Source organism: uncultured Maricaulis sp. (assembly GCF_905480005.1).
In the GTDB taxonomy this organism is placed as follows: Bacteria; Pseudomonadota; Alphaproteobacteria; order Caulobacterales; family Maricaulaceae; genus Maricaulis.
This window is the reverse complement of the sequence record NZ_CAJQOO010000132.1, coordinates 17449-37593: the sequence shown is the minus strand read 5'-3', so window position 1 is coordinate 37593 and position 20145 is coordinate 17449. Positions and strand designations below refer to the sequence as shown.

At 64.4% G+C, this 20145-nt stretch carries 21 protein-coding genes and 1 pseudogene; 8 read left to right on the top strand and 14 right to left on the bottom strand.

Features of this window, described 5'->3' with window-relative positions; all coding sequences use genetic code 11:
- Window positions 1-508: pseudogene (locus QZ266_RS12210) on the bottom strand (hydroxymethylglutaryl-CoA lyase); the annotation flags it as partial.
- Window positions 492-2387 carry a glycosyltransferase family 39 protein gene (locus tag QZ266_RS12205; RefSeq protein ID WP_295695555.1) on the bottom strand — a complete coding sequence of 632 codons (1896 nt, stop codon included), beginning with the start codon at window positions 2385-2387 and terminating at the stop codon, window positions 492-494. The pseudogene QZ266_RS12210 and the gene QZ266_RS12205, both read right to left, overlap by 17 nt.
- 136 nt (window positions 2388-2523) lie before the next feature.
- Between QZ266_RS12205 and QZ266_RS12200 the strand changes: the two genes are divergently transcribed.
- Both QZ266_RS12200 and QZ266_RS12195 read left to right on the top strand, forming a co-directional pair.
- The gene (locus QZ266_RS12200; protein ID WP_295695553.1) at window positions 2524-3270 is read left to right on the top strand and encodes a glycosyltransferase family 2 protein; all 747 of its coding nucleotides are present in this window, start codon (window positions 2524-2526) and stop codon (window positions 3268-3270) included.
- Window positions 3271-3408: 138 nt separating this feature from the next.
- Window positions 3409-3804: a hypothetical protein gene (locus tag QZ266_RS12195; RefSeq protein ID WP_295695551.1), complete on the top strand. Its 396-nt coding sequence runs from the start codon at window positions 3409-3411 to the stop codon at window positions 3802-3804.
- Between the two features lie 79 nt (window positions 3805-3883).
- On the opposite strand, the gene QZ266_RS12190 is transcribed toward QZ266_RS12195, so the two are convergent.
- A complete protein-coding gene (locus QZ266_RS12190; RefSeq protein WP_295695549.1) occupies window positions 3884-4213 on the bottom strand; it encodes a hypothetical protein in 330 nt (109 codons plus the stop codon).
- A gap of 191 nt (window positions 4214-4404) precedes the next feature.
- A complete protein-coding gene (gene phaR, locus QZ266_RS12185; RefSeq protein WP_295695547.1) occupies window positions 4405-5004 on the bottom strand; it encodes a polyhydroxyalkanoate synthesis repressor PhaR in 600 nt (199 codons plus the stop codon).
- Window positions 5005-5172: 168 nt separating this feature from the next.
- On the opposite strand from phaR, the gene phbB reads away from it, so the two are divergent.
- Window positions 5173-5898 carry an acetoacetyl-CoA reductase gene (gene phbB, locus QZ266_RS12180; RefSeq protein WP_295695546.1) on the top strand — a complete coding sequence of 242 codons (726 nt, stop codon included), beginning with the start codon at window positions 5173-5175 and terminating at the stop codon, window positions 5896-5898.
- Between the two features lie 117 nt (window positions 5899-6015).
- Window positions 6016-6690, top strand: a complete 675-nt coding sequence (locus tag QZ266_RS12175) for a DUF4908 domain-containing protein (protein WP_295695544.1) — start codon at window positions 6016-6018, stop codon at window positions 6688-6690.
- Here the strand turns inward: QZ266_RS12175 and QZ266_RS12170 are convergent, their stop codons facing one another.
- Entirely contained in the window at window positions 6691-7131 is a 441-nt protein-coding gene (locus QZ266_RS12170; RefSeq protein ID WP_295695541.1) for a cupin domain-containing protein, read from the bottom strand.
- The gene (gene gloB / locus QZ266_RS12165) at window positions 7128-7898 is read right to left on the bottom strand and encodes a hydroxyacylglutathione hydrolase (RefSeq protein ID WP_295695540.1); all 771 of its coding nucleotides are present in this window, start codon (window positions 7896-7898) and stop codon (window positions 7128-7130) included. The genes QZ266_RS12170 and gloB overlap by 4 nt, the downstream gene beginning before the upstream one ends.
- 122 nt (window positions 7899-8020) lie before the next feature.
- Here gloB and QZ266_RS12160 point away from each other — a divergent pair, with 122 nt between their 5' ends.
- Window positions 8021-8779 (top strand): methyltransferase domain-containing protein, encoded by a 759-nt coding sequence (locus tag QZ266_RS12160; RefSeq protein WP_295695538.1) that lies wholly within the window; start codon window positions 8021-8023, stop codon window positions 8777-8779.
- 9 nt (window positions 8780-8788) lie between these two features.
- Window positions 8789-9877: a histidinol-phosphate transaminase gene (gene hisC, locus QZ266_RS12155; protein ID WP_295695536.1), complete on the top strand. Its 1089-nt coding sequence runs from the start codon at window positions 8789-8791 to the stop codon at window positions 9875-9877.
- Window positions 9878-9884: 7 nt separating this feature from the next.
- Here the strand turns inward: hisC and QZ266_RS12150 are convergent, their stop codons facing one another.
- The 5 genes from QZ266_RS12150 to ftsE all read right to left on the bottom strand — a co-directional run bounded on the left by QZ266_RS12150 (window position 9885) and on the right by ftsE (window position 14050).
- Window positions 9885-10895 carry a DUF2125 domain-containing protein gene (locus tag QZ266_RS12150; RefSeq protein ID WP_295695534.1) on the bottom strand — a complete coding sequence of 337 codons (1011 nt, stop codon included), beginning with the start codon at window positions 10893-10895 and terminating at the stop codon, window positions 9885-9887.
- A complete protein-coding gene (locus tag QZ266_RS12145; RefSeq protein WP_295695532.1) occupies window positions 10892-11632 on the bottom strand; it encodes a 1-acyl-sn-glycerol-3-phosphate acyltransferase in 741 nt (246 codons plus the stop codon). The genes QZ266_RS12150 and QZ266_RS12145 overlap by 4 nt, the downstream gene beginning before the upstream one ends.
- Window positions 11632-12219, bottom strand: a complete 588-nt coding sequence (locus tag QZ266_RS12140) for a YdcF family protein (RefSeq protein WP_295695530.1) — start codon at window positions 12217-12219, stop codon at window positions 11632-11634. The genes QZ266_RS12145 and QZ266_RS12140 overlap by 1 nt, the downstream gene beginning before the upstream one ends.
- A 96-nt stretch (window positions 12220-12315) precedes the next feature.
- A complete protein-coding gene (locus QZ266_RS12135) occupies window positions 12316-13221 on the bottom strand; it encodes an FtsX-like permease family protein (RefSeq protein ID WP_295695528.1) in 906 nt (301 codons plus the stop codon).
- Complete coding sequence (gene ftsE, locus QZ266_RS12130) at window positions 13214-14050, bottom strand: cell division ATP-binding protein FtsE (RefSeq protein WP_295695556.1); 837 nt, start codon at window positions 14048-14050, stop codon at window positions 13214-13216. The genes QZ266_RS12135 and ftsE overlap by 8 nt, the downstream gene beginning before the upstream one ends.
- A 100-nt stretch (window positions 14051-14150) precedes the next feature.
- On the opposite strand from ftsE, the gene QZ266_RS12125 reads away from it, so the two are divergent.
- Window positions 14151-15035: an MJ0042-type zinc finger domain-containing protein gene (locus tag QZ266_RS12125; protein WP_295695527.1), complete on the top strand. Its 885-nt coding sequence runs from the start codon at window positions 14151-14153 to the stop codon at window positions 15033-15035.
- A gap of 86 nt (window positions 15036-15121) precedes the next feature.
- On the opposite strand, the gene QZ266_RS12120 is transcribed toward QZ266_RS12125, so the two are convergent.
- The 3 genes from QZ266_RS12120 to argH all read right to left on the bottom strand — a co-directional run bounded on the left by QZ266_RS12120 (window position 15122) and on the right by argH (window position 19312).
- Window positions 15122-17671 carry a DUF4175 family protein gene (locus tag QZ266_RS12120; RefSeq protein ID WP_295695525.1) on the bottom strand — a complete coding sequence of 850 codons (2550 nt, stop codon included), beginning with the start codon at window positions 17669-17671 and terminating at the stop codon, window positions 15122-15124.
- Window positions 17672-17754: 83 nt separating this feature from the next.
- Window positions 17755-17892 carry a lipoprotein gene (locus QZ266_RS12115; RefSeq protein WP_295695523.1) on the bottom strand — a complete coding sequence of 46 codons (138 nt, stop codon included), beginning with the start codon at window positions 17890-17892 and terminating at the stop codon, window positions 17755-17757.
- 10 nt (window positions 17893-17902) lie between these two features.
- Entirely contained in the window at window positions 17903-19312 is a 1410-nt protein-coding gene (gene argH / locus QZ266_RS12110; RefSeq protein WP_295695521.1) for an argininosuccinate lyase, read from the bottom strand.
- A gap of 27 nt (window positions 19313-19339) precedes the next feature.
- Between argH and QZ266_RS12105 the strand changes: the two genes are divergently transcribed.
- Window positions 19340-19927, top strand: a complete 588-nt coding sequence (locus QZ266_RS12105) for a TlpA disulfide reductase family protein (RefSeq protein ID WP_295695519.1) — start codon at window positions 19340-19342, stop codon at window positions 19925-19927.
- Window positions 19928-20145: the final 218 nt, after the last annotated feature.

The following is a 20145-nucleotide window of genomic DNA, read 5'->3' as shown; positions in this document are numbered from 1 at the left end:
CCGCCCCGGCAGCCCGGGCGCGGGCGGCAAGCCGGGCGACGACAGTCGGGTCGACCTCGCCATCGAAGGGGTCGCCGAACGCCACGGACACCGTCACCGAGACCGGCACGCCCTCGTCATGGGCGAGAATGGCGATGCGGTCGAACAGGTCGGCGGTGTCATCCGGCGTGGCATTCTGGTTTTTCAGGCCAAAGCCGGGCGAGGCGACCATCACGTAATTGACCTCGTCACAACCATTTTCCAGCGCCCGTCGCATGCCGCGTTCATTGAGCGCCAGGCCGATATATTTCACCCCGTCCTGACGCGGCACGCGCTGCATCACCGCATCGCTGTCGGCCATCGGCGGAACGAGTTTGGGATGGACAAAGCTCGCCGCTTCCATACGCCGCACACCGGCCGCGATCAGCCGTTCGATGAACTCGATCTTGGTATCCGTCGACATCATCGCCGGATCGTTCTGCAACCCATCCCGCGGCCCGACTTCGACGATCTCAATCTTGCGTGTCATTGGGGGTGTCCTCTGGGGCGCATTGCGTGAAGAAGATGGCCAGCACGGTGTCGGTTCCGCGCGCGTAGTTGGTGCCGGATGCAAGCGCGCGATGGCAGATTTCGAGCTCGGTCATCCAGGCCAAGCGGTCGGCGCGCAGTCGATCTGCCTCAGCCCAAGGTGGCTCGATTGGCGCCGCCGAGGTGAACCTCGGTCGCCAGTCTGTGCTCATGGTCTCCTGCCGGAGCTCATATACGGATCGCGCCTCCGCTAGAAGGTCTGCCCGCAATTCCGCATCCCGCGATAGGTCCAGCACGACCATCGTCGGCTCGTCCCGGCCTTCGGCGAACGCCAGCACTTCCTCAGCCGAGCCCAACACCGTGTCCGTGCCGAGCGAGAAGGCGAGGCTGGGTTCGGTGAAGCTGGAGGCTGTCGCGATCTCGTCCGGTGACAGGCCGGTGATTGTCTCCGAATAGGCCCGCGCCGCGCGAACCTGGTCGGCGAGGCGCACGGCATAGGCATTCGGCAGCACAACGCCGCGCCCGACGATTTGGGCGCTGAGCCCGGAGAGGACGGCGAAAGCGAGCGCCAGCGCGCCCGGGCGGAGTCGATCACTGACCAGGGCCGCGCCTGTCAGGCCGGCCAGGACGACCGCGCTGACCATGACCGCCAGGCCGACAAGCGGATCGAGGCCGAGCTGGAACCCGCCCTCGAAGCCGCTGAGCGAGAGGCGGACCGCGTCCCAGCTGGCATTGTTGCCGTAGAAGAGAAAGAGCACCGGCAGGACGCTCGCGAGCAGCAGGCCGATAACCCCGAACAGGCTCCAGCTGACCCAGCGTTGCCAGGCTGCGGCGCGGGCCAGCTCGACGAAGCCCCAGCCGGCCATGAGCGCCAGGGCCGGATAGATCGGCAGCACATAGTGCGGCAGCTTGGTCGGCAGGATTTCAAACACCAGCCAGGTTGGAATGACCCAGGCGACCAGGAAGCGGGCGGCTGCGGCTTGGCCGGCACCGTCACCGCGAATGGCACTGACGACGCGGCCAATGCCCGGCAGCAGGAAGAGCGTCGCCGGGAAGAAGATGAGCGGCAGCATCAACAGGTGATAGCCGGGCAGGCCGCCATGGCGTTCATGGCCGGATACGAGTTTCGGAACGAGATCATCGCTCAGTGCCTCGCGCAGGAAATTGCCCTCGGTTGCCAGCTGGATGGAGATCAGCCAGGGCAATACCATGACGATCGTCAGCAAAGGCCCCCACCAGACCAGAACCGGGCGCAGCCAGTCGATCCGGCGTTCCCAGGCGACCAGGGCGAGCGCCGTGAGGCCTGCGACCATGGGCGTGATCGGGCCCTTGATCAGAATGCCGAGACCCATGGCGAACCAGAACAGGAGGCCTGTGCGCCAGCCGGGTGTCTCCCCGCCGCGAGCATTGGCCAGGGCCGCCATGGCGAGCGTGGTGGCGCCGGCCAGCATGGCATCGGTCTTGGCGATTCCGCCTTCGATGCCGAGGAGCGCGCAAGTCCCGAGCAGGGCCGCCCCGGCAAAGGCCGCTTCGCGACCGACCAGCCGCTGTCCACCCCAGAAACAGGCGAGCGCGGCGAGGATGACGCCGAGGAGGGAGGGCAGGCGGTAGGCCCATATCTGGCGGTCTTCCGCGTCCGAGACCAGCGAGACTGCCGCGGCCTGCAGCCAGTGGATGCCGACCGGCTTCTTGTTGCGCTCTTCGTCGAGATAATTGATCGCCACGAAATTGCCGGTCTCGAGCATCTGCGCTGTCGCCTGGGCGAAGCGGCTCTCATCGCGATCGATGGGGGGCATGGTGAAAAGGCCTGCCAGGGTCGACAAGGCAGCCAGAAGTCCGATGATCCAGTAGGCGCGGAGGCCTCGGGCGAGATCGGTCATTCCATCCTCTTTGCAGATCAGGGTCCTGAGGGCCGCAGATCATCCGCTTGTGGCGCGGTATGAGAAATACCTCGCGTCTTCAGTGAAACCCGGTATGTAACGGGCCTACGGTATTCGCAAGCTCAAGCAGACACCTATGAGCCAGTCTTCCCCCAAATCGCCCCATATCTCCGTTGTCGTTCCAGCCTATAACGAGGCCGGCAATGTCGTGCCGCTGGCGCGTGAAATCGCCGAAGCGCTGGACGGGCGGTCGTTTGAGATCCTGTTTGTCGACGATTCCTCCAGCGACGCGACCCGTCAGGAATTGATAGACGCCAAGGCAGACCTGCCCATGCTGCGTGTGATCGCACACCGCACCAATTGCGGTCAGTCGCGCTCGGTTCGTACCGGTGTGATGCATGCGCGTGGCGATATTGTCTGCACACTGGATGGCGATGGCCAGAACCCGCCGCAGGATTTGCCGTCGGTGATCGATGCGCTGACCCGTGATGATGCGCCTGAAAATCTTGCCCTTGTCGGCGGCGACCGCACCGCCAATCGTCAGGATTCGGCCTGGAAGAAATTCGCCTCGCGGGCGGGCAATGGCCTGCGCCAGGCGATGCTGAACGACAATTGCGCCGATACGGGCTGTGGCCTGAAGGCGTTCAAGCGCTCTGCCTATCTCCAGCTTCCCTATTTCGATCACCAGCACCGATTCCTGCCGGCCCTGATGATCCGCGAGGGTTTTCAGTGCGAATTCCGCCCGGTCACGCACCGCCATCGCACCATCGGGACGTCGAAATACACGAATTTTGGCCGTCTTTTCGCCTCACTGACAGACATTATGGGTGTGATGTGGTTAAATTCGCGGGCCCGTAACCCACGGGGTAGTGACGAATTCTGATTGAAGCGAGTCGTCAGGCCGCTTCACAACCGGGGAGAGTGAAGTATGGCCGGAGGCGGGGACAACGGCGTATTGTTAGGTATGACGGCGGCTAATCAGGCCCAGAGATCGGGCGGCCGCGGTAATGGGGGAGGTTCCATGTTCAACGTATTTCCACTGCTGATCATTCCGGTGATCATCTATGCCATCGTCGCCTACACAACGGGCGCCGACATGAGTACACAGGTTTTCTCGGTACCGATGGTGTCGGGCAGTTTGCCACTGTCGAAGGGTGATCTTCTGGTCATTCTGGGCATGATCATGCTCTTCATGGAGTTGATCAAAGCCGCCGGCTCCGGCACGGCCACGATCATCAATCACGGTCTGTCCATGATGATCTTCGTGATCGCAATGGCGCTTTTCCTGCTGGTCGGTCACTTCTCGACCTCGACCTTCTTCCTGATCATGCTGATGACGCTGATGGATACCGTCGCCGGTTTCGTCGTCACCATCGTCGCAGCCCGTCGCGACCTTGCGGTCGGCGGCGAAGGCTAGAGCAGAACGAAGAGAAGGCCCGCGCCCAAGCTTACATCGAGCCAGAACTCATAGCGCCGGGCCTTGGCAACAGCGATTGTCATGCGCGCCGCTCCCACATCGGGGGCGGCGTCGTCATTTGTGCGGCCTGGGCATAGGTGCGGCGGAAACGCTCGACTTCGCTCGCTTCGGCCTTGAGGCCGCGACGCGGCGCATCGCCGATGATCTGGACCATGACTTCCGCCGTGGCAGGGCGTGCCCGCACAAAGGAACGATCGCTGTCGCGCTCGTTCGATTGCGGGGTCGGGACGGTGACGAGGGCACGCTCCTGCCGCGGCGGACGATCCTGCGAGCCGCGCGCACGACTGGCCGGCTCAATGCGCCGGCTGGTCGGGGTCGGGACGGAATATGCGCTGCGGATCGTGGTCATGCCCTCTCCATCGCAAGCCGGATGCCAACTCTTAATGAGACGTTAACCACGATTCTGGCCGAAAATGCGGTGTTTGCAGGTCATGACAAAGCAAAACCGGCCCGCGAGGCGGGCCGGCTGGCTCATTTCGGTACGATTTTGTTAACCCTGTGAGGGGCTTGTGCCAGTCATGAGCGCTGGCTGCGGCCCGATCACTTTTTGTCGAGCAGCTGGTCCATCTTGGCGCGCAGGCCGTCGAGCTCTTCACGCAGGGCCGACAGGTCCTCCGGCTTGCTCTCTGCTGCAGTCTCGGACCTGGCGCTCCCTTCCGGGGCCTCGCCAGCGCCCGCCGGGAACGGCGTGAACATGCGCATGGTCTGACCGAACAGCTCCATGTTGCGGCGCGTCTGTTCCTCGATCATGGCCACAGTGGCCTGGGGCGAACTCATCGCCTCGGTCATCTTGTCGCGGAATTCTTCCTGCTGCTGGGAGAAAGAGTTCATCGACATCTGAAGATAGCCGGGCACCACGCTCTGCAGGCTGTCGCCATAGAAGCCGATCAACTGCCGCAGGAAATCGACGGGCAGAAGATTGGCCCCGCGAGACTCTTCCTCGAAAATGATCTGGGCCAGCACGCCGCGGGTCAGGTCATCGCCGCTCTTGGCATCAACCACCTGGAAGTCCGTACCCTTTTTTACAAGATCGCGGAGATAGTCCAGCGTCACATACTGGCTGGTCGAGGTGTCATAGAGACGACGGTTCGCATACTTCTTGATCACGATGCCGCCGGTCTTGCCGTTCGATTTGCTCACCACTTACTCCCCTGTTCGCGCCAAAAATGATGTCGAGATTGTTTTTCGCTCGACTTGGGCGCGTTGCAATTCCATGTAAGGGTTTACGCGCTCAAGGCGGTGTGCTGCAAGCGCGAACGCAATCGGCCATGAAGCCGGTGCGAAACAGACAGGTCCGGGGGGATGCTCATGACACGAACGGCATTGGTCACAGGCGGGACGCGCGGCATAGGCGCGGCGATCAGTCTGTCCCTCAAATCGGCTGGTCACACAGTCATTGCCAACTATGCGGGTAATGAGGAGAAGGCGCGCGCCTTCGCCGAGCAAACAGGCATCAAGGTGGTGAAGTTCGATGTCGGCGACTTCGACAATTGCCAGGCCGGGATCGCCGAAGCCGAGACCCTCGCCGGCTCGCCGATCGACATTCTGGTCAATAATGCCGGTATCACGCGCGACACCATGTTCCACAAGATGGACAAGGCGCAGTGGGATGACGTCATCAATGTCGACCTCAATTCCATGTTCAATGTGACCCGTCCGCTGATCGACGGCCTGCGCGAGCGCGGCTGGGGCCGGGTCATCAACATCTCCTCCATCAATGGCCAGAAGGGTCAGATGGGACAGGTCAATTATTCGGCAGCCAAGGCCGGGGTAATCGGGTTCACCAAGGCGCTGGCGCAGGAAACCGCCCGCAAGGGCATCACCGTCAACTGCATCACGCCGGGCTATGTCAATACCGAGATGGTGGCCGCCATCCCCGAAAAAGTCCTCGCGAGCATTATTGCCGGAATCCCGGTCGGGCGTCTCGGGGAGGCCGGTGAAATCGGCGCGCTCTGCGTCTATCTGGCGAGCGATGAGGCCGGTTTCGTGACCGGCTCCACCCTGACCATCAATGGCGGTCAGTACCTCGCCTGACATGAAATCACAGTCTGCCCCAAATTCGCCGTGTTGGCGGTCATGATGCGTGTCGGGATGACGCGTTGGTTGATAGCCATACTGATCGCCGCACTCGCTGCAGGCGCCGCAACAGGGATGCAAAACCCCCTGCGGGACCGCTTGTTGCGCAATGAGCGCGTGCAGCAAGTGTCCGGCTGGTTCCAGCGGGCTGATACCGGCGAATTCTTCATCTTCGACCGCTCCGGCGATGCGGCCCTGCTGCGTGAGCGCGATGCGCCGGACAGTGAAGTGCTCGTTCTTTACCCCGACCGGGCACCCGGCGGCGGTACCGCCTTCATCACAGATACCGGCCGTGAAGTCATTCGCCTGACCGGTCTGGGTGGCGCGACCTATTTCCCCAGCTCGGCGCCGGACGGCGTCATTGCCGACTTTGCCAGTCCCGCTGGCGCTCTGGCCCCGCCGCCTCGTTCGCCGGCTGAAGTGCGCAACCGGGCCGAGGAACTCGCCGCGGAAATGGCAGCCGCCCTGGATCGCTCCATCTCGGTGCAATATGCCCCGGCGCCGCGTGCCGGCCTCGGCGTGCAGCACGACACCCTCCAGATGATCGCGTTTGCGTTTGATGCGGTCCGAGCGGAGCGCCGCCGTCTGCGCGGTGTCGAGCACGTCCGCATCGAGCTGGGTGAGGCCCCGGCAGCCTATCGGCAGGACTCAGCCCTGGTCGTCGTGATTGCGCCGGAGCTCGGCTATGCCGGACGACCATCATCGGCCTTTATCGGACAGGCCCTGCTCAGCGATCCCAGCGCCAGCTGATCAGGCGGGACCGCCCGGTGCCCAATCGGGCGCTGCGAGCTCAAACCCCTCAAAGCGGAAGCCGGGTGCCACGGTGCAGCCGACCAGCGTCCAGGATCCCAGTGACCGGGCCGATTGCCAAACGCCTTCCGGCACGACCCCCTGGGGACGTTCTCCGCCAGCAATGTCGGGACCGAGCTGAAGGGTTTCGACCGCTTCGCCATCATCACTCAGCGACAATTCCAGTGTGGCGCCGGCATGCCAGTGCCAGACCTCGACCGCATCAACCCGATGCCAGTGCGAGCGTTCGTCCGCGCCCAGCAGGTAGAAAATCGCGGTCGAGCGGTCGCGGCCGCCGTGCGGATCCGGATCGCGCAGGGTCTCGGCATACCAGCCGCCCTCCGGATGCGGCTTCAGGCCGAGCGTTTCGACTATGCGGCGGGCATCGGCGGGAAGGGTCAAAACTGGTCCTTGCGGCGACGGATTTCGGCAAAGACGTCCTCGGTCGCGGCGGCCGCCATATCGAGACGGGCGCGAATGGCGGGATCGTCTGGCCGCAGGAAGGGATTGGCGGATTTCTCTGCCCCGATCGAGGTCGGCACCGTGGCCTCACCCCGCGCCCGTTCGGCATCGACCATGGTCGCATAGGCCTGCAGCTCGGAATTGTCAGGATCGACACTCAGCGCGAAGCGGGCATTGGCAGCCGTGTATTCGTGGGCGCAATAGATGCGGGTTTCGTCCGGCATCTCCGCGAGTCGCGACAGGGAATGCCACATCTGTGCCGGCGTGCCCTCGAACAGGCGGCCGCAGCCCAGCGCGAATAATGTGTCGCCGACAAAGGCCAGTTTTTCGGCGGCGAAGTGGTAGCAGACATGCCCGAGAGTGTGCCCGGGCGTGTAAAGGACATCGGCCTTGTGGGCGCCCAGCGTGACGACATCGCCATCCTCGACCGGATCGGTGATCGACGGAATGCGATGGGTGTCATAGCGCGGCCCGACAATCCGGGCGCCGGTCGCAGCCTGGATGGCGTCATTGCCACCGGCATGATCATAATGGTGGTGCGTGTTCCATATCTGGGTGATGCGCCAGCCTGCGGCCTCGGCCTCGGCCAGGATCACGGCCGGGTCGGGCGTATCGATGGTGGCGGTTTCGCCGCTGTCCGGGTCATGGACCAGAAAGCCGTAATTGTCGGAGAGGCAAGGAAACTGCCGGATGAGGAGTTCGCTCATTGTCCAAAAATCCGCTTGCGTTAGGCTGTGAGAGGAGGGTTCATCCCGAAGTCCGGGCCCGGATTTCGAGCCCGAGCTCAGGCATCGAGCCCGAGCTTAGGCATCGAGCAGGAGTGTGGCCAGTGCGCCGTGACGTTCTTGAACTGGATCGCTTCTACCGCACCCGTCAGGGCCGCGCCGCGCAGCGCATGATTGCCCGCCGCCTCGGGCCGATCTGGCCGGAGGTGCGTGGCATGGACGTGTTGGGGATCGGATTCGCCAATCCCTATCTCGAGGCCTGGCAGGCCACCGCCCGCCGCTGTGTGTCACTCATGCCGGCGGCTCAAGGCGCGATTGTCCCCGGGCCGGATGGCGTGCCCACTGCGCTCGGCGACGAAATGCATCTGCCCTTCCAGGAGGCGCTCTTCGATCGGGTCTTGCTGGTTCATGCACTCGAGGAGACCGATTCCCTGCCAGCCCTTCTGCGTGAGGTCTGGCGCGTCATGGCGCCGGAGGGACGGCTCATGATTGTCTCGCCTTCGCGGGCCGGGATCTGGGCCTGGCTTGATTCGACGCCATTCGGGCATGGTCGGCCATTCTCGCGCAGCCAGCTCTCCCGGTTGCTGGACGATGCCCTGCTCACGCCGACGGCCTGGTCCCGCGCGCTCTACGCTCCGCCCTGGGGATGGAGCACGCACCGGCGCATCTCCAACCTCTGGGAAGAGGTGGGCGAATACGCCTGGCCGGGCCTGGGCGGGCTGATCATGGTCGAGGCCGTCAAGCACACCGCGGGGGTCATGCCGGGGCTGCGGACTGCGCGCGCCAGCACGCGGGTACTTGAAGGTCGACGCCAGCCCGCGCTATCTCCCCGACGAGTGTCCAGCCGGACACCCCGGAACTGAGGAGTTTCCATGTCTATCGAACCACGCGCCGGTATTCTCGACATCCGCCCCTACAAGCCGGGCTCTTCGGAAGCGCCGGGTATTGCCGAGCCGATCAAGCTGTCCTCGAACGAGAACGCGCTGGGGTGTTCGGACAAGGCGGCTGACGCGATGCAGGCGACGGCGTCGAAACTTCACCTCTATCCTGATGGCGGCGCGACCAAGCTGCGCGAAGCGATCGCGAAGGCTGAGGGCCTGGAAGCCGAGAACATTGTTTGCGGGACGGGGTCGGACGAGCTGCTCCAGCTCCTCGGCCGCGCCTATCTCGAACCGGGCGACAAGGTCGTCCAGTCGCAATACGGCTTCCTGGTCTATCGCCTCGTTGCCATGCAGTGCGGCGCCGAATTCGTGTCCGCGCCGGAGCGTGACTATCGCAGCGATGTTGATGCCATTCTCGAGGCGGCCGGTGATGACACCAAGATTGTCTTCCTCGCCAATCCGAACAATCCGACCGGCACCTATATCCCGGCCGACGAGGTCCGTCGTCTGCGCGATGGTCTGCCGACCTCGACGCTTCTTGTGCTGGACGCGGCCTATGCCGAATTCGTTCACAATCCGGATTATGAAGCCGGTATCGAACTGGCGCGCGAGCGCGATGATGTCGTTGTGACCCGCACCTTCTCGAAGATCCATGGCCTTGCAGCCCTGCGACTTGGCTGGGCCTATGCCCAAAAGCCGATCATCGACGTGCTGCACCGTGTGCGTGGACCCTTCAACGTCAATATGGCGGCGATCGAGGCCGGCACGGCAGCGATCCAGGATCGCGATTTCATGCAGCGCTCCGTCGCGCACAATGATGAATGGGTCGCTTATCTGCGCCAGCAGATCGGCGGGCTCGGCCTGGAGGTGACACCCAGCGTCTGCAATTTCGTGCTGATCCATTTCCCGGAAACGCCGGGCAAGACGGCCGCCGACGCGGATGCTTATCTGACCGCCAGGGGTCTGATCATCCGCGGCGTCGAGCCCTATGGCCTGCCTGATGCCTTGCGGGCAACGGTCGGGACGGAAAGCCAGAACCGGCAGCTGGTTGAGGCCCTCACCGACTTCATGAAGGCCTGACCCGGCTCTAGTCCGGTACACCGCCGAGACGCGCCGGTCCCAGATAGACGCCACCATCACGGATCCGGAAGGGCAGCGAAACGCCCTCCGGACCGCGCGGTGCCATCATCGCGGCGACGCGCAGAGCTTCGCGATTCTGCTCCGGTATGAGGCCGGCTTCGACCAGCGCTTCTGACAAGGTATCGGGATCGGTGACGCGCAATGACAGGCGTCCATCCGGGCGGGCATAATCATCGACAGTGAACTCGCCGACAGCCGTCAGGTCGGCCGGGCCCCATTGCAGGCCGGCATCGGTGATGTCGAGCCGACCATCGGCCTGGCTCCAGGACAGGGCGTCAGCATTGCGCGCGAGGGAGGCCCATTGGGTGACGGAGAACTCCATGCGGACCATGTCGAGCGTATCGCCGAAGGCGCGCTGTATGTCGGCGCTCAGAACGCCTGGCGCGGCCACGATGGATTCGGCCATCACACGGACATGAAGCGTGTTGTCGGCCTCGACAATGCCGTTGAGATAAAGCGCTCCGACGGACTGGATGTCCGGTGCGTCGCCGGCGCGGGTCAGAACCGTGAAATCGATCAGCTCGGCGCCGACCCGTTCGGTCTCACCCGCCTCATTGTAGACAAGGCTGACCCGGGCATCACTGGCCCCCAGTTCCAGCTGGCTGCCGGGACCGTTGAGATCGTCGATGAAAGCCGGGCCGCCGAAACGGACAATCCAGTGTGACAGGTCATAGGGCACGGCGTGGGCCTGCAGGCTGGCAAGCTCGGCATGCCAGCCGCCATCGCTCTGCGGGGCCGTGATGTGTGGCTCACGGAAAGTGATCTGGAAACGATAGGGATAGCCGGAGACGGTCAAGGCCTCGCGTTCGATCACATAGCCGGCGGCTTCCTGGTCAGAGACCCAGTCCTCCACGGCGGCGCGGATCTGCGTACTGGCGAAGAACCAGTAGATTGAATAGAGCGCGAAAACGAGGAGAATCCCGCCAATGGGCAGGAGGAAACGAAGGCGGTCTGTCATGCCCGCTCCTCAGGGTCTGGAGTGATGCCATCAACCGCCAGCAGCGCGTCTGTTGCCTGATTGATGCGCGCATGGAGTTCGCGCATGAAGCTGGCCCTGTCGAGCCCGGGGGCGATGGGCTCGAGAAACTCGACCACGACCCGTCCCGGCTTGCGCAGGCCGCAATAGGTTTGCAGGTGGACGCCGGAATTGAGCGCGACCGGGATGCAGGGCTTGTTCATCGACTTGTAGAGGCCGGCAATGCCCGGCTTGAACTCCGGGCGCTCGCCCGGCACGACCCGGGTCCCTTCCGGGAAGATCAGGACCTGGCGGTTTTCTGATCCGCGTTGTGCCGCGTCGCGCAACATGCCCTTGAGCGCCTTGCCGCCACCCTTCCGGTCGATCGAGATATTGCCCAGCCTGACCGCAAACCAGCCGAAGAAAGGCATGTAGATCAGCGATCGCTTCAGGATGATGGCGGGGTCCGGCAGGATTTCCCAGAAGGCCAGCGTTTCCCACATGCTCATATGCTTGGAGGCGACCAGCGCGCCGCCCGTGGTCAGATGCTCGCGGCCTCGCACCTCGAAGGTCACGCCCATGATCCAGCGCATGCCAAACCAGACGACCTTGAGATAGATGCGCAGGAATTTGCGTGCCCAGGACCGCGGACCCAGCAGAAGGGGGGTGCCGATGAGTCCGAAGACCACCATCAGCCCATACATCCAGATGTAGAAAGTCAGGGATCGCAACAGTCGCATCAGGCTTCTTCCGGGCGCGGCGCCAGCGCATCACGCAGCTGGACCGTGGTGTATTTCGCATATTCCTGGAGCCAGAGACGCAAGGCGCGGACATCTTGCCACGGCGCGGAAGTGCGCACCGGATAGGGAATGATGTCGACGCCGGGCATTCTGCTGCGGAACTCCAGAAGACTCCGCGGCAGATGATAGTCTGAGGTCACGATGATCAAGCGCTCATATCCGTTGGCCTGCACATAGGCGGCCGCCTCGCGGGCATTGCCGACCGTGTCCGTGGCCTCGCGGCCCAGGGTGATGCAGCATTCGAAATCCGCCTCGGCGAGCCCGGTATGGCGCCGGATGTCCGCTGTTGTGGCGGACGGGTGGACCCCGGAAATCATCAATTGGCCAGCGCGGCCATCCTCCAGCAATTGGCCGCCCGCGGCCAGACGTCCGGCATCGCCGGTGAGGACAATGATGGCGTCGACCGAGATGTCGTCTGCGGGCGCGTCATAGCCCGCGACCTTGCCGGCATAGGCGGCAAAGCCGATCGCACTCGTCAGGACAATCACGAAGCACAGGCCTCGCAACCAGGACACGCTCTGCTTCATGGCGCTCTCCGGCATGGGCGGCCTGTCGGCCGACCGTGAATCAGGTCCCTCACAGGCATGAAGCCTCGCGTGCGAAACAGGCGGATTTATGGTCGCTCACCAGCGCCCCCGCAAATCGGATGCGACCGCCAGCCGGGCGGAAACCGCGGCGGTCAGGCCGGCCAGGATCGGCGCCATGGCCAGCAGGACAAATTCGAAGGGGTCCGCCGCCCATTGGGGCAGGAAAAAAGCCATGTCGGCAGGCGCATCACCGAGGCTGACCAGGATGGAGACCAGGCCGGCAAAGACGGCGCCGGCCACGCCGGATTTCAGGCCCAGCATGAAAAAGCGTCGCTGGAAGAGTCCGGCGATAAAACGGTCCTCCGCGCCGCAAAGATGCAGTGCGTCAATGACGTCCAGACGTGCGGCCAGGCTGGCCCGGGCGGCAAAGGCAATCACCGCCGCGGCGGCGCCGGCGAGCAGGGCCAGCAATCCCAGCCCCAAACCCTGTGCGGTACCGGCCGCGCGTCGGACGGCCTGGGCCCATCGACCATGATCATCAATCCGCGCAGTCATGCCCTCCGCATCCAGCCGGGCCTGAAGCGCCTCGGTATCGATGAGTGCGCCGGGACGGGTGCGAACATCGACCAGGAGTGGCAGCGGCAGGTCATCGGGCAGATTGCCTTCGCCCAGCCAGGGCGTGAGCAAGGCGAGCGCGTGATCGCGGCCGCGCGAGGTGGCTTGTTCGATTCCGTCAAATCCGGCCGTGATTTCGGCGGCGAGGGCTGCGTCGACCTCGGCGTCGCGGCCTTCGGTCGGGCGGATCTGGATGGTCAGGGAGGTCTCCAGATCGGTTGTCCAGCGCTGGGCCTGAAGCCAGGCACCCCGGGCGCCGAGGGCGGCGATACAGGCCAGGAAAACGAGAATGGCCGCGACCACGAAGAGGGGGCGATCACGCCCGGCATCGGGCGGCAATAAGCGGCCATTGCCGCCGCTGGGTGGTTTGGGAAGGCCGTCAGTCATCGTCTTCGCCAGCCTGGTCCGGCGTGTGGTTCGCATCAGCGGCACGCGGCTCGTCCAGATCGGGTTGCCGCGGTGCCGCGGCGGCCGGCGCGGCGGCGATCCGCTCAGCCTCGGCGTCGGCCTCGGCTTCAGCGGCTTCCGCCGCCTCCTTCATGCGACGGCGTTCACTGCGGGGCGGGCGGATGTGCAGATGCCCGTTCGAGAGCGTCATCACCGGCGCGTCGAGCATGCGCACGAGCTGCAAGTCATGGGTGGCAATGATGATCGTCGTGCCCAGCTTGTTGAGCTCGGCAAAGAGGCGCAGCAGGCGCATGCCCATTTCCGGGTCCACATTGCCGGTCGGCTCGTCGGCGATCAGGACTTCCGGCTGGCCGACCACGGCCCGGGCGATGGCGACACGCTGCTGCTCACCGCCGGACAGGGTGGCAGGCAGCGCATTCATCTTCTCGCCCAGCCCGACCCAGGCGAGCAGTTCCGCGACATCCTCCGCATAGTCCTGGCGCTTGCGGCCAGCGACGCGCAGCGGAAGGGCGACATTGTCGAACACATTCATGTGGGCGAGCAGGCGAAACTCCTGGAAAACCACCCCGACCCGGCGCCGCAGATCGGGCAATTCATTGCGTGGCAGCGTGGCGGCATCACGCCCGAAATAGCTGATCAGTCCGCGCGACGGCTTTGCAGCGAGATAAATCAGCCGCAATAGCGACGTTTTGCCGGCTCCGGACGGGCCGGTGAGGAATTGGAAAGAACCGCGTGGTAAATCAAAAGACAAATCGCGCAGGATCTCCGGTCCCCGGCCATACCGCATACCGACATTGTCGAAGCGGATAACCGGCTCCGGATCCAGATGCGGTGACTGGGAAGAACGCGGACTGATGGAAATCCTCCATGGGTTCGGGTGAGCCGAAGAAGATGTGTAGACGACTCATATGAGCATAGTACTCAGCTGTCCGTCATGTACCACGCGTTACCGTGCCAATCCCAATGCGATTGGCACGAACGGTCGTCGTGTGCGCTGCGCTTCGTGCGGTCATGTCTGGACAGCCGAGGTCGAGGATCCCAGCGATCTGCCCAGCCTGCAACCGGCCCCGCCGGTCCTGCCGGATGCGCCTGTCGAAGAGGCCGAGGGCGAGAAGAAAGTTCACACGGCCTTCCGCGAGCGACAGGAAAAGAAACGCCGGACCTTGTCCGCCGCTGCCGCCGGCGGTGCCTGGGGCGGTCTGGTCGCGGCCTGTGCCGTCCTGTTTGTATGCGCCTGGATTTTCCGGGTCGATGTCGTGACGATGTGGCCGCGCGCCTCCTCGGCCTATGCCGCGGTCGGCGCCAAGGTGAATCCCTGGGGCTATGATGTCGGGGAGCTTCATGTCACCCGCGAGATCGACCATGGCGTTCCGCTCCTGGTCGTCGAAGGGGATGTCCATAATTTCGACCGTCGCTCCCGCGCCATACCGGGCTTGCGGGCCATTTTGCGTGACCAGAACGGCGAGGCTGTCCTGGAATGGACGGTTTCAATGCCGGCAGGCAATCTTGGCGCAGGCGATCGTCAGGAATTCCGGACAGTCGTGTCCGACCCGCCGCCGGAAGCGGTCGAGGTTGAAGTGGTCCTGATGGAGACGCCGGCTCATGGCAATGCGCCGGAAAGCGATCATCCCGCCGGACAAGAGGCCGATGCCGGTGATGCCGATGCCGGGCATGCCGATGCCGGTCATGGCGATAATGGTCACGCCGGTGAAGACCCGGCCGCTGCCGTCGCCGATCACGCGCCGACAGACCAGCATGCGGCCGCTGACCCGGTCGAAGCCGGGCAACACTGACGCCTCTATTGTGACTGACTGACAAGAGGGCGACCCGCAATAACGGGCCGTTCTTTTTCACGTCGTGATGTTGGCCAAGTCTGGCTTCAGAACCGGTCGAGCAGGCGCTGGATATAGTCGAGCTCTTCCTGGGGACGGCCGGCTTCGGCGGCCCGGCGGCGCAATTCCTCGAGAATGTCGCGGGCGCGGGCACGGCTCATCTCGTCGGGGACTTCAACACCGGCCCCGTCGGCAAAGGCGCCTTCCGCGGGACGACCGAGCGGATCGCGATTGTCTTCGCCCTCGGCCTGCTGGCCACCATTTTCCTGCATGCGGTCGAGCAGTTCGCGGGCCAGTTCCTCGGCGCCGGAGCGCAAGTCTGCCAGCGCTTGTTCCTGAGCCGCCAGGGCGCCTTCGGTATCGCCATTGCGCAAGGCTTCCTCAGCCTGGCGCATGGCCTCGCCGGCGCCTCCAAGCGCGTCTTCGCCCTGACCGGGAAGCGCGTCAGCGGATTCCGAGAAGCGCTGGGCGAGTTGCCCCTGGGCGTCGGCGAGGGCCTGGGCGCTTTGGCCACCACCGCTCTGGTTCTCGGCGAGGGTCTGCGGACCTTCACCTGATTGCTGACCCTGTTGTTGCTGGCCCGACGAATTGCCGGATTGCGGCTGGCCGCCACCTTCCTGCTCGGACAGGCCGAACGTCTGGTCCTGAAGATTGCGCTGCTCACCGATGACTTCACCGAGCTCCTCGAGGGCGCGGGCAATGGCTTCGGAGATGGGATCGTCCTGCTGGCCTTCGCCCTCGCCCTGACCGAGTTGCATCTGCATGTTGCGGAGCATTTCCGACAGGGCGGCGAGCGCCTGGCGGGCATCGGCGGTATTGCCCAGCTCGGCCGCGTCACGCAGCGCATCGAGCATTTCCTGCAAGCCTTCACCATTGAGGCTCGGGCCTTGTTCACCCTCGGCGAAATTGCCTTCCTCGGCCGCTTCGCGGGCCATCGCCGCCATGAAGTTCTGCATGGCCTCCTCATAGGCCTCGAACAGGGCGGCCAGTTCGGTTTCGTCGGCGCCGCGGGCCATGGCTTCCATCAGCGCCCGCTCGGCGGCGCGCAGGGCCGCTTCGGCATCGGCGAGGGAGCCGAGCTCGGCTCGCAGGGCGATCTGCCAGAGATCGCCTTCCAGATCGCCCAGTGCATCCTGGTCTCGCTGGCGGCGCAAACGGTGCAGGGCTTCGCGCAGGCCGAGATAGACTATCGGATCCTCGAAGAAATATTCCGGGGCATCCGAGATGGCGGCGAGACTGCGGGCAACCTGTTGCAGGCCGTCCGGGGCCCGCTCGATGCGACGGGCCGGATTCTCGGTGAAGTAGGCCGGGCCCTGGGGAACATCTTCGGCATACATGACCGGCGGTTCTTCCAGCGGATCATAGGGCTGGTTTGACGCCATCACATCGCGGCGTTGTTCGGCAACGGCGCGGGCCAGCGAGTCGAGGAAGACGCGGGCAGGCAGGGTGATGCCCAATTCCGGAGAGCGACCGGTATTCCCGGCTGCATCGGTTGCCACAAGGCGGATATCGACCCGGCTTCCGGCCAGCGGATGCCGCGCGGTTTCCAGCAAGGTGGCCAGGGCATCGTCTTCACTGCCCGGCGTCACTGCGCTGGTTTCGATCGGCAGGACTTCCCACGCGTCATCGCTGTCTTCAGGACGCAGCTCCAGCGCATAGCCGACCGCGCCATAATCATCGGTGACGGTGAAATCGAGGTCCAGTTCGCCCGCGGCGGTGGAGTCGGGAACCGCAGTCAGGCGAACGCGTGGCGGCGTGTCGGGGGTGACGGTGAGGGTCCAGGTCTCGCGAGTGCCAGGGGCCGCCAGGCGCAGCGTGGCGTCGCGATCGACCGGCTGGCGAATCTCCCAGACGCTGTCGCCAATCTCATTGCCGTCATTGCGCTGGCGTCCTTCGCCATCACGCAGGGTCAGGCGGGGCTGGCGGCGCGAGCCGGCGATGCGGGCAACAAAGGTCGAGCCTTCCGGGACAACGGCATCGCGGCTGTCAGCGGCCAGGAAAATCGGCGCACGCCCTGTATAGGCCGGCGGGTCGATCCAGGCATCAATGGAGAGGGTGTCACCACCGGCAATGATCGGGGTCAGGGAAAAGGCCTCGCCAACCCGGTCGCGGGCGGTCGGGCCAGCCACCATCCAGCTGACCAGGATGCCAAGGGCGAGCATGCCGCGCACGGCAAAGCTGTCATGCCGGGCCCAGGCGGCTTGCGGACGGCGGGCACGGGCAGTTTTCAGGCGGGCCGCCATGCGGCTCTGGTGTTCGTCCCAGACGCGCTGGGCAACCGGATCGCGATCACTCGGCCGGTCGGTCAGGGCTTCATGGGGGCGGGCGGTGATCCCGGAATCATCCTCGACGCGGCGTGCGGTCTCGTCGTCATTGGGCCAGGCGAAGCGCCGCAATCCCGGTCGGGTCAGCCAGATCGCAAGCGCGAGCGAGACCAGCGCATAAGCCGCGCGCCAGGGGTCGCCGACACTGTCCCACAGGCCCAGCAGCGAGAGGATGAGAAAAACCGACACCCAGGCCAGGCCCGGCCAGATAACCGAAACCGAGCGCTCCCAAACGAGCGCGAGCCAGGCGAGGATCAAGGACGTACGACGCATGGGCTGAAAACTATCACGCCGCACCGGAATAACGAGGCCCCGATGCATTACACTTTGGTGAGCCCGATCAGCGCGCTGCCAACCTATTCGTCGGCGTCGTCTTCCGCCGCTGGCGGCTCACCCCAGAGTGGGTCGGGGCGGTCGAGATTGCCACGCAGGCCGCAAGCTGTGACAGCGAGGGCGCTGAGGACAATGAGGGTAAGACTGGTCAGGCGTTTCATCGTGATTTCCTCAACAACCCAGACGGTCCTTCCAGACCGCCACCTGTTCGCGCACCCGCACCGGCGAGGTGCCGCCGAAGCTTGTACGGCTCGACATCGAAGCCCGAGCACTCAACACGGAAAACACGCTGTCGTCGATAGCCGGCTCGACCGATTGCATATCGGCCAGCGGAAGGTCGGCCAGCGGCACACCGCGTGCCTCGGCCAGTTTGACGATCGAGCCGGAGATGTGGTGAGCGTCGCGGAAGGGCTTGCCCAGTTCCCGGACGACATAATCGGCCAGGTCGGTGGCATCGGAATAGGCTTCGCCTGCAGCTTCCTCGAGCGCGTCGGGGAAGAAGGTCAGATCGCTCGCCATGCCCGCCATGGAAAGGAGGGCCAGTTCGAGATCATCAATGGCCTGGAAGACCGGTGCCTTATCCTCCTGCAAGTCCTTGGAATAGGCCAGAGGCAGGCCTTTCACGACAGTCAGCAGGCCGGTCAGCGAGCCGATGATGCGGCCCGGCTTGGCGCGCACCAGTTCGGCGGCGTCGGGATTGCGCTTTTGCGGCATGATGGACGAGCCGGTCGACCAGGCGTCGGACAGGGTGGCAAAGCCGAAACGGCGCGTGCACCAGAGGACGATCTCCTCGGCAAGGCGCGACAGGTTCACGGCGCAGATCGACGCTGCCGAGAGCACTTCCAGCGCAAAGTCGCGGGCGGCGACACCGTCGAGCGAATTGGCCATGGGTCGATCAAAGCCGAGCGCCGTGGCGGTCATGTCGCGATCGATGGGAAAGGCGGTGCCGGCCAGCGCGGCGCAGCCCAGCGGGCTTTCATTCAGGCGTTTGCGGGCATCGGCAAAGCGGCCGCGATCGCGCTGGGCGACCTCGACATAACTGAGCAAATGGTGACCAAGGGAGACCGGTTGGGCGGTCTGCAAATGGGTGAAGCCCGGCATGACCTGGTCGGCATGAATCTCGGCCTGTTTGACAAGGGCTGTCTGATAGGCGGCGAGCATGGCATCGACCCGGTCGCAGGCATCGCGCAGCCAGAGGCGAAAGTCGGTTGCGACCTGGTCATTGCGCGAGCGCGCCGTGTGCAGTCGGCCGGCTGGCTCGCCGATGATTTCCTTGAGCCGGGCCTCGACATTCATGTGCACATCTTCCAGTGCGGCCGACCACGGAAAGTCGCCGGCATGGATCTCGGAACGGACCTGCTCCAGTCCGCGCTGGATCGATGCAGCATCCTCGCTTGAAATCACACCCGTTGCGGCCAACATTTGGCTGTGGGCCAGGGAACCGTCAATATCCTGATCCGCCATGCGCTTGTCGACATCGATCGACGCGTTGATGGCTTCCATGACCGCGGAGGGCCCGGCCGAGAACCGGCCGCCCCACATGGCGCTGGAACTGGATTGCGGCTTGGAGTTTTTTGGCATGGTGAACCTGATGGCGAGGACGAGAACATGAAGACACCGCTTGGAATAGCCATTTTTGGCATGGCCGCAATACTGGTGGTGGGATTTGTCTGGGTTTCCCTTGTTTCCGGCACAAATCGTGGCGAAACGGGCCCGCTGGACAGCTATGCCCATGGCGAGATGCGCGCCTTCGTCACCCTTGATGATGCGCCCGCCCAGCCCAATCTCGCCTATATTGATGGCGATGGTGCCGAGGTGCGACTGTCCGATTATCGCGGCCAGGTGATCCTCGTGAACTACTGGGCGACCTGGTGTGGGCCCTGTGTCGAGGAAATGCCGGCCCTGTCCGACCTTCAGTCCGAGCTGGGCGGCGATGACTTCCAGGTCGTCACGGTGACGCTGGACCGGTCGATCGAGGATGCGCGCGAATTCCTGAGCCGGATGGCGCTCGATAATCTGCCGCTCATCCATGACGGGACTTTTTCCAGCCCGAGCCAGGTCCGCGCGATCGGCCTGCCCATGTCCATTCTGTATGATGGCCAGGGTCGTGAAATTGGCCGCGTACCGGCGCCGGCGGAATGGAATAGCGAAGACGCCTATGCCCTGATCCGCGCGGCGATCCGCCGCGACGTGTAAGCGCGGCCGGGATCGACAAGCCCGGGATCGACAAGACCGGGATCGACAAGAAACGGGCCGCCCCGATGTCTCGGGGCGGCCCAGTTGTTTGCATCTCGGAGGGATAATCGAGCAGCAATCCCGTTCCGGGAGGATCGGGTTGGCGCCCTTTTATTGTCCGGGCACGACGCTTCGATGACAGGATGGCGATGCTTGTGTGTCACGCGCAGGCTGCATCT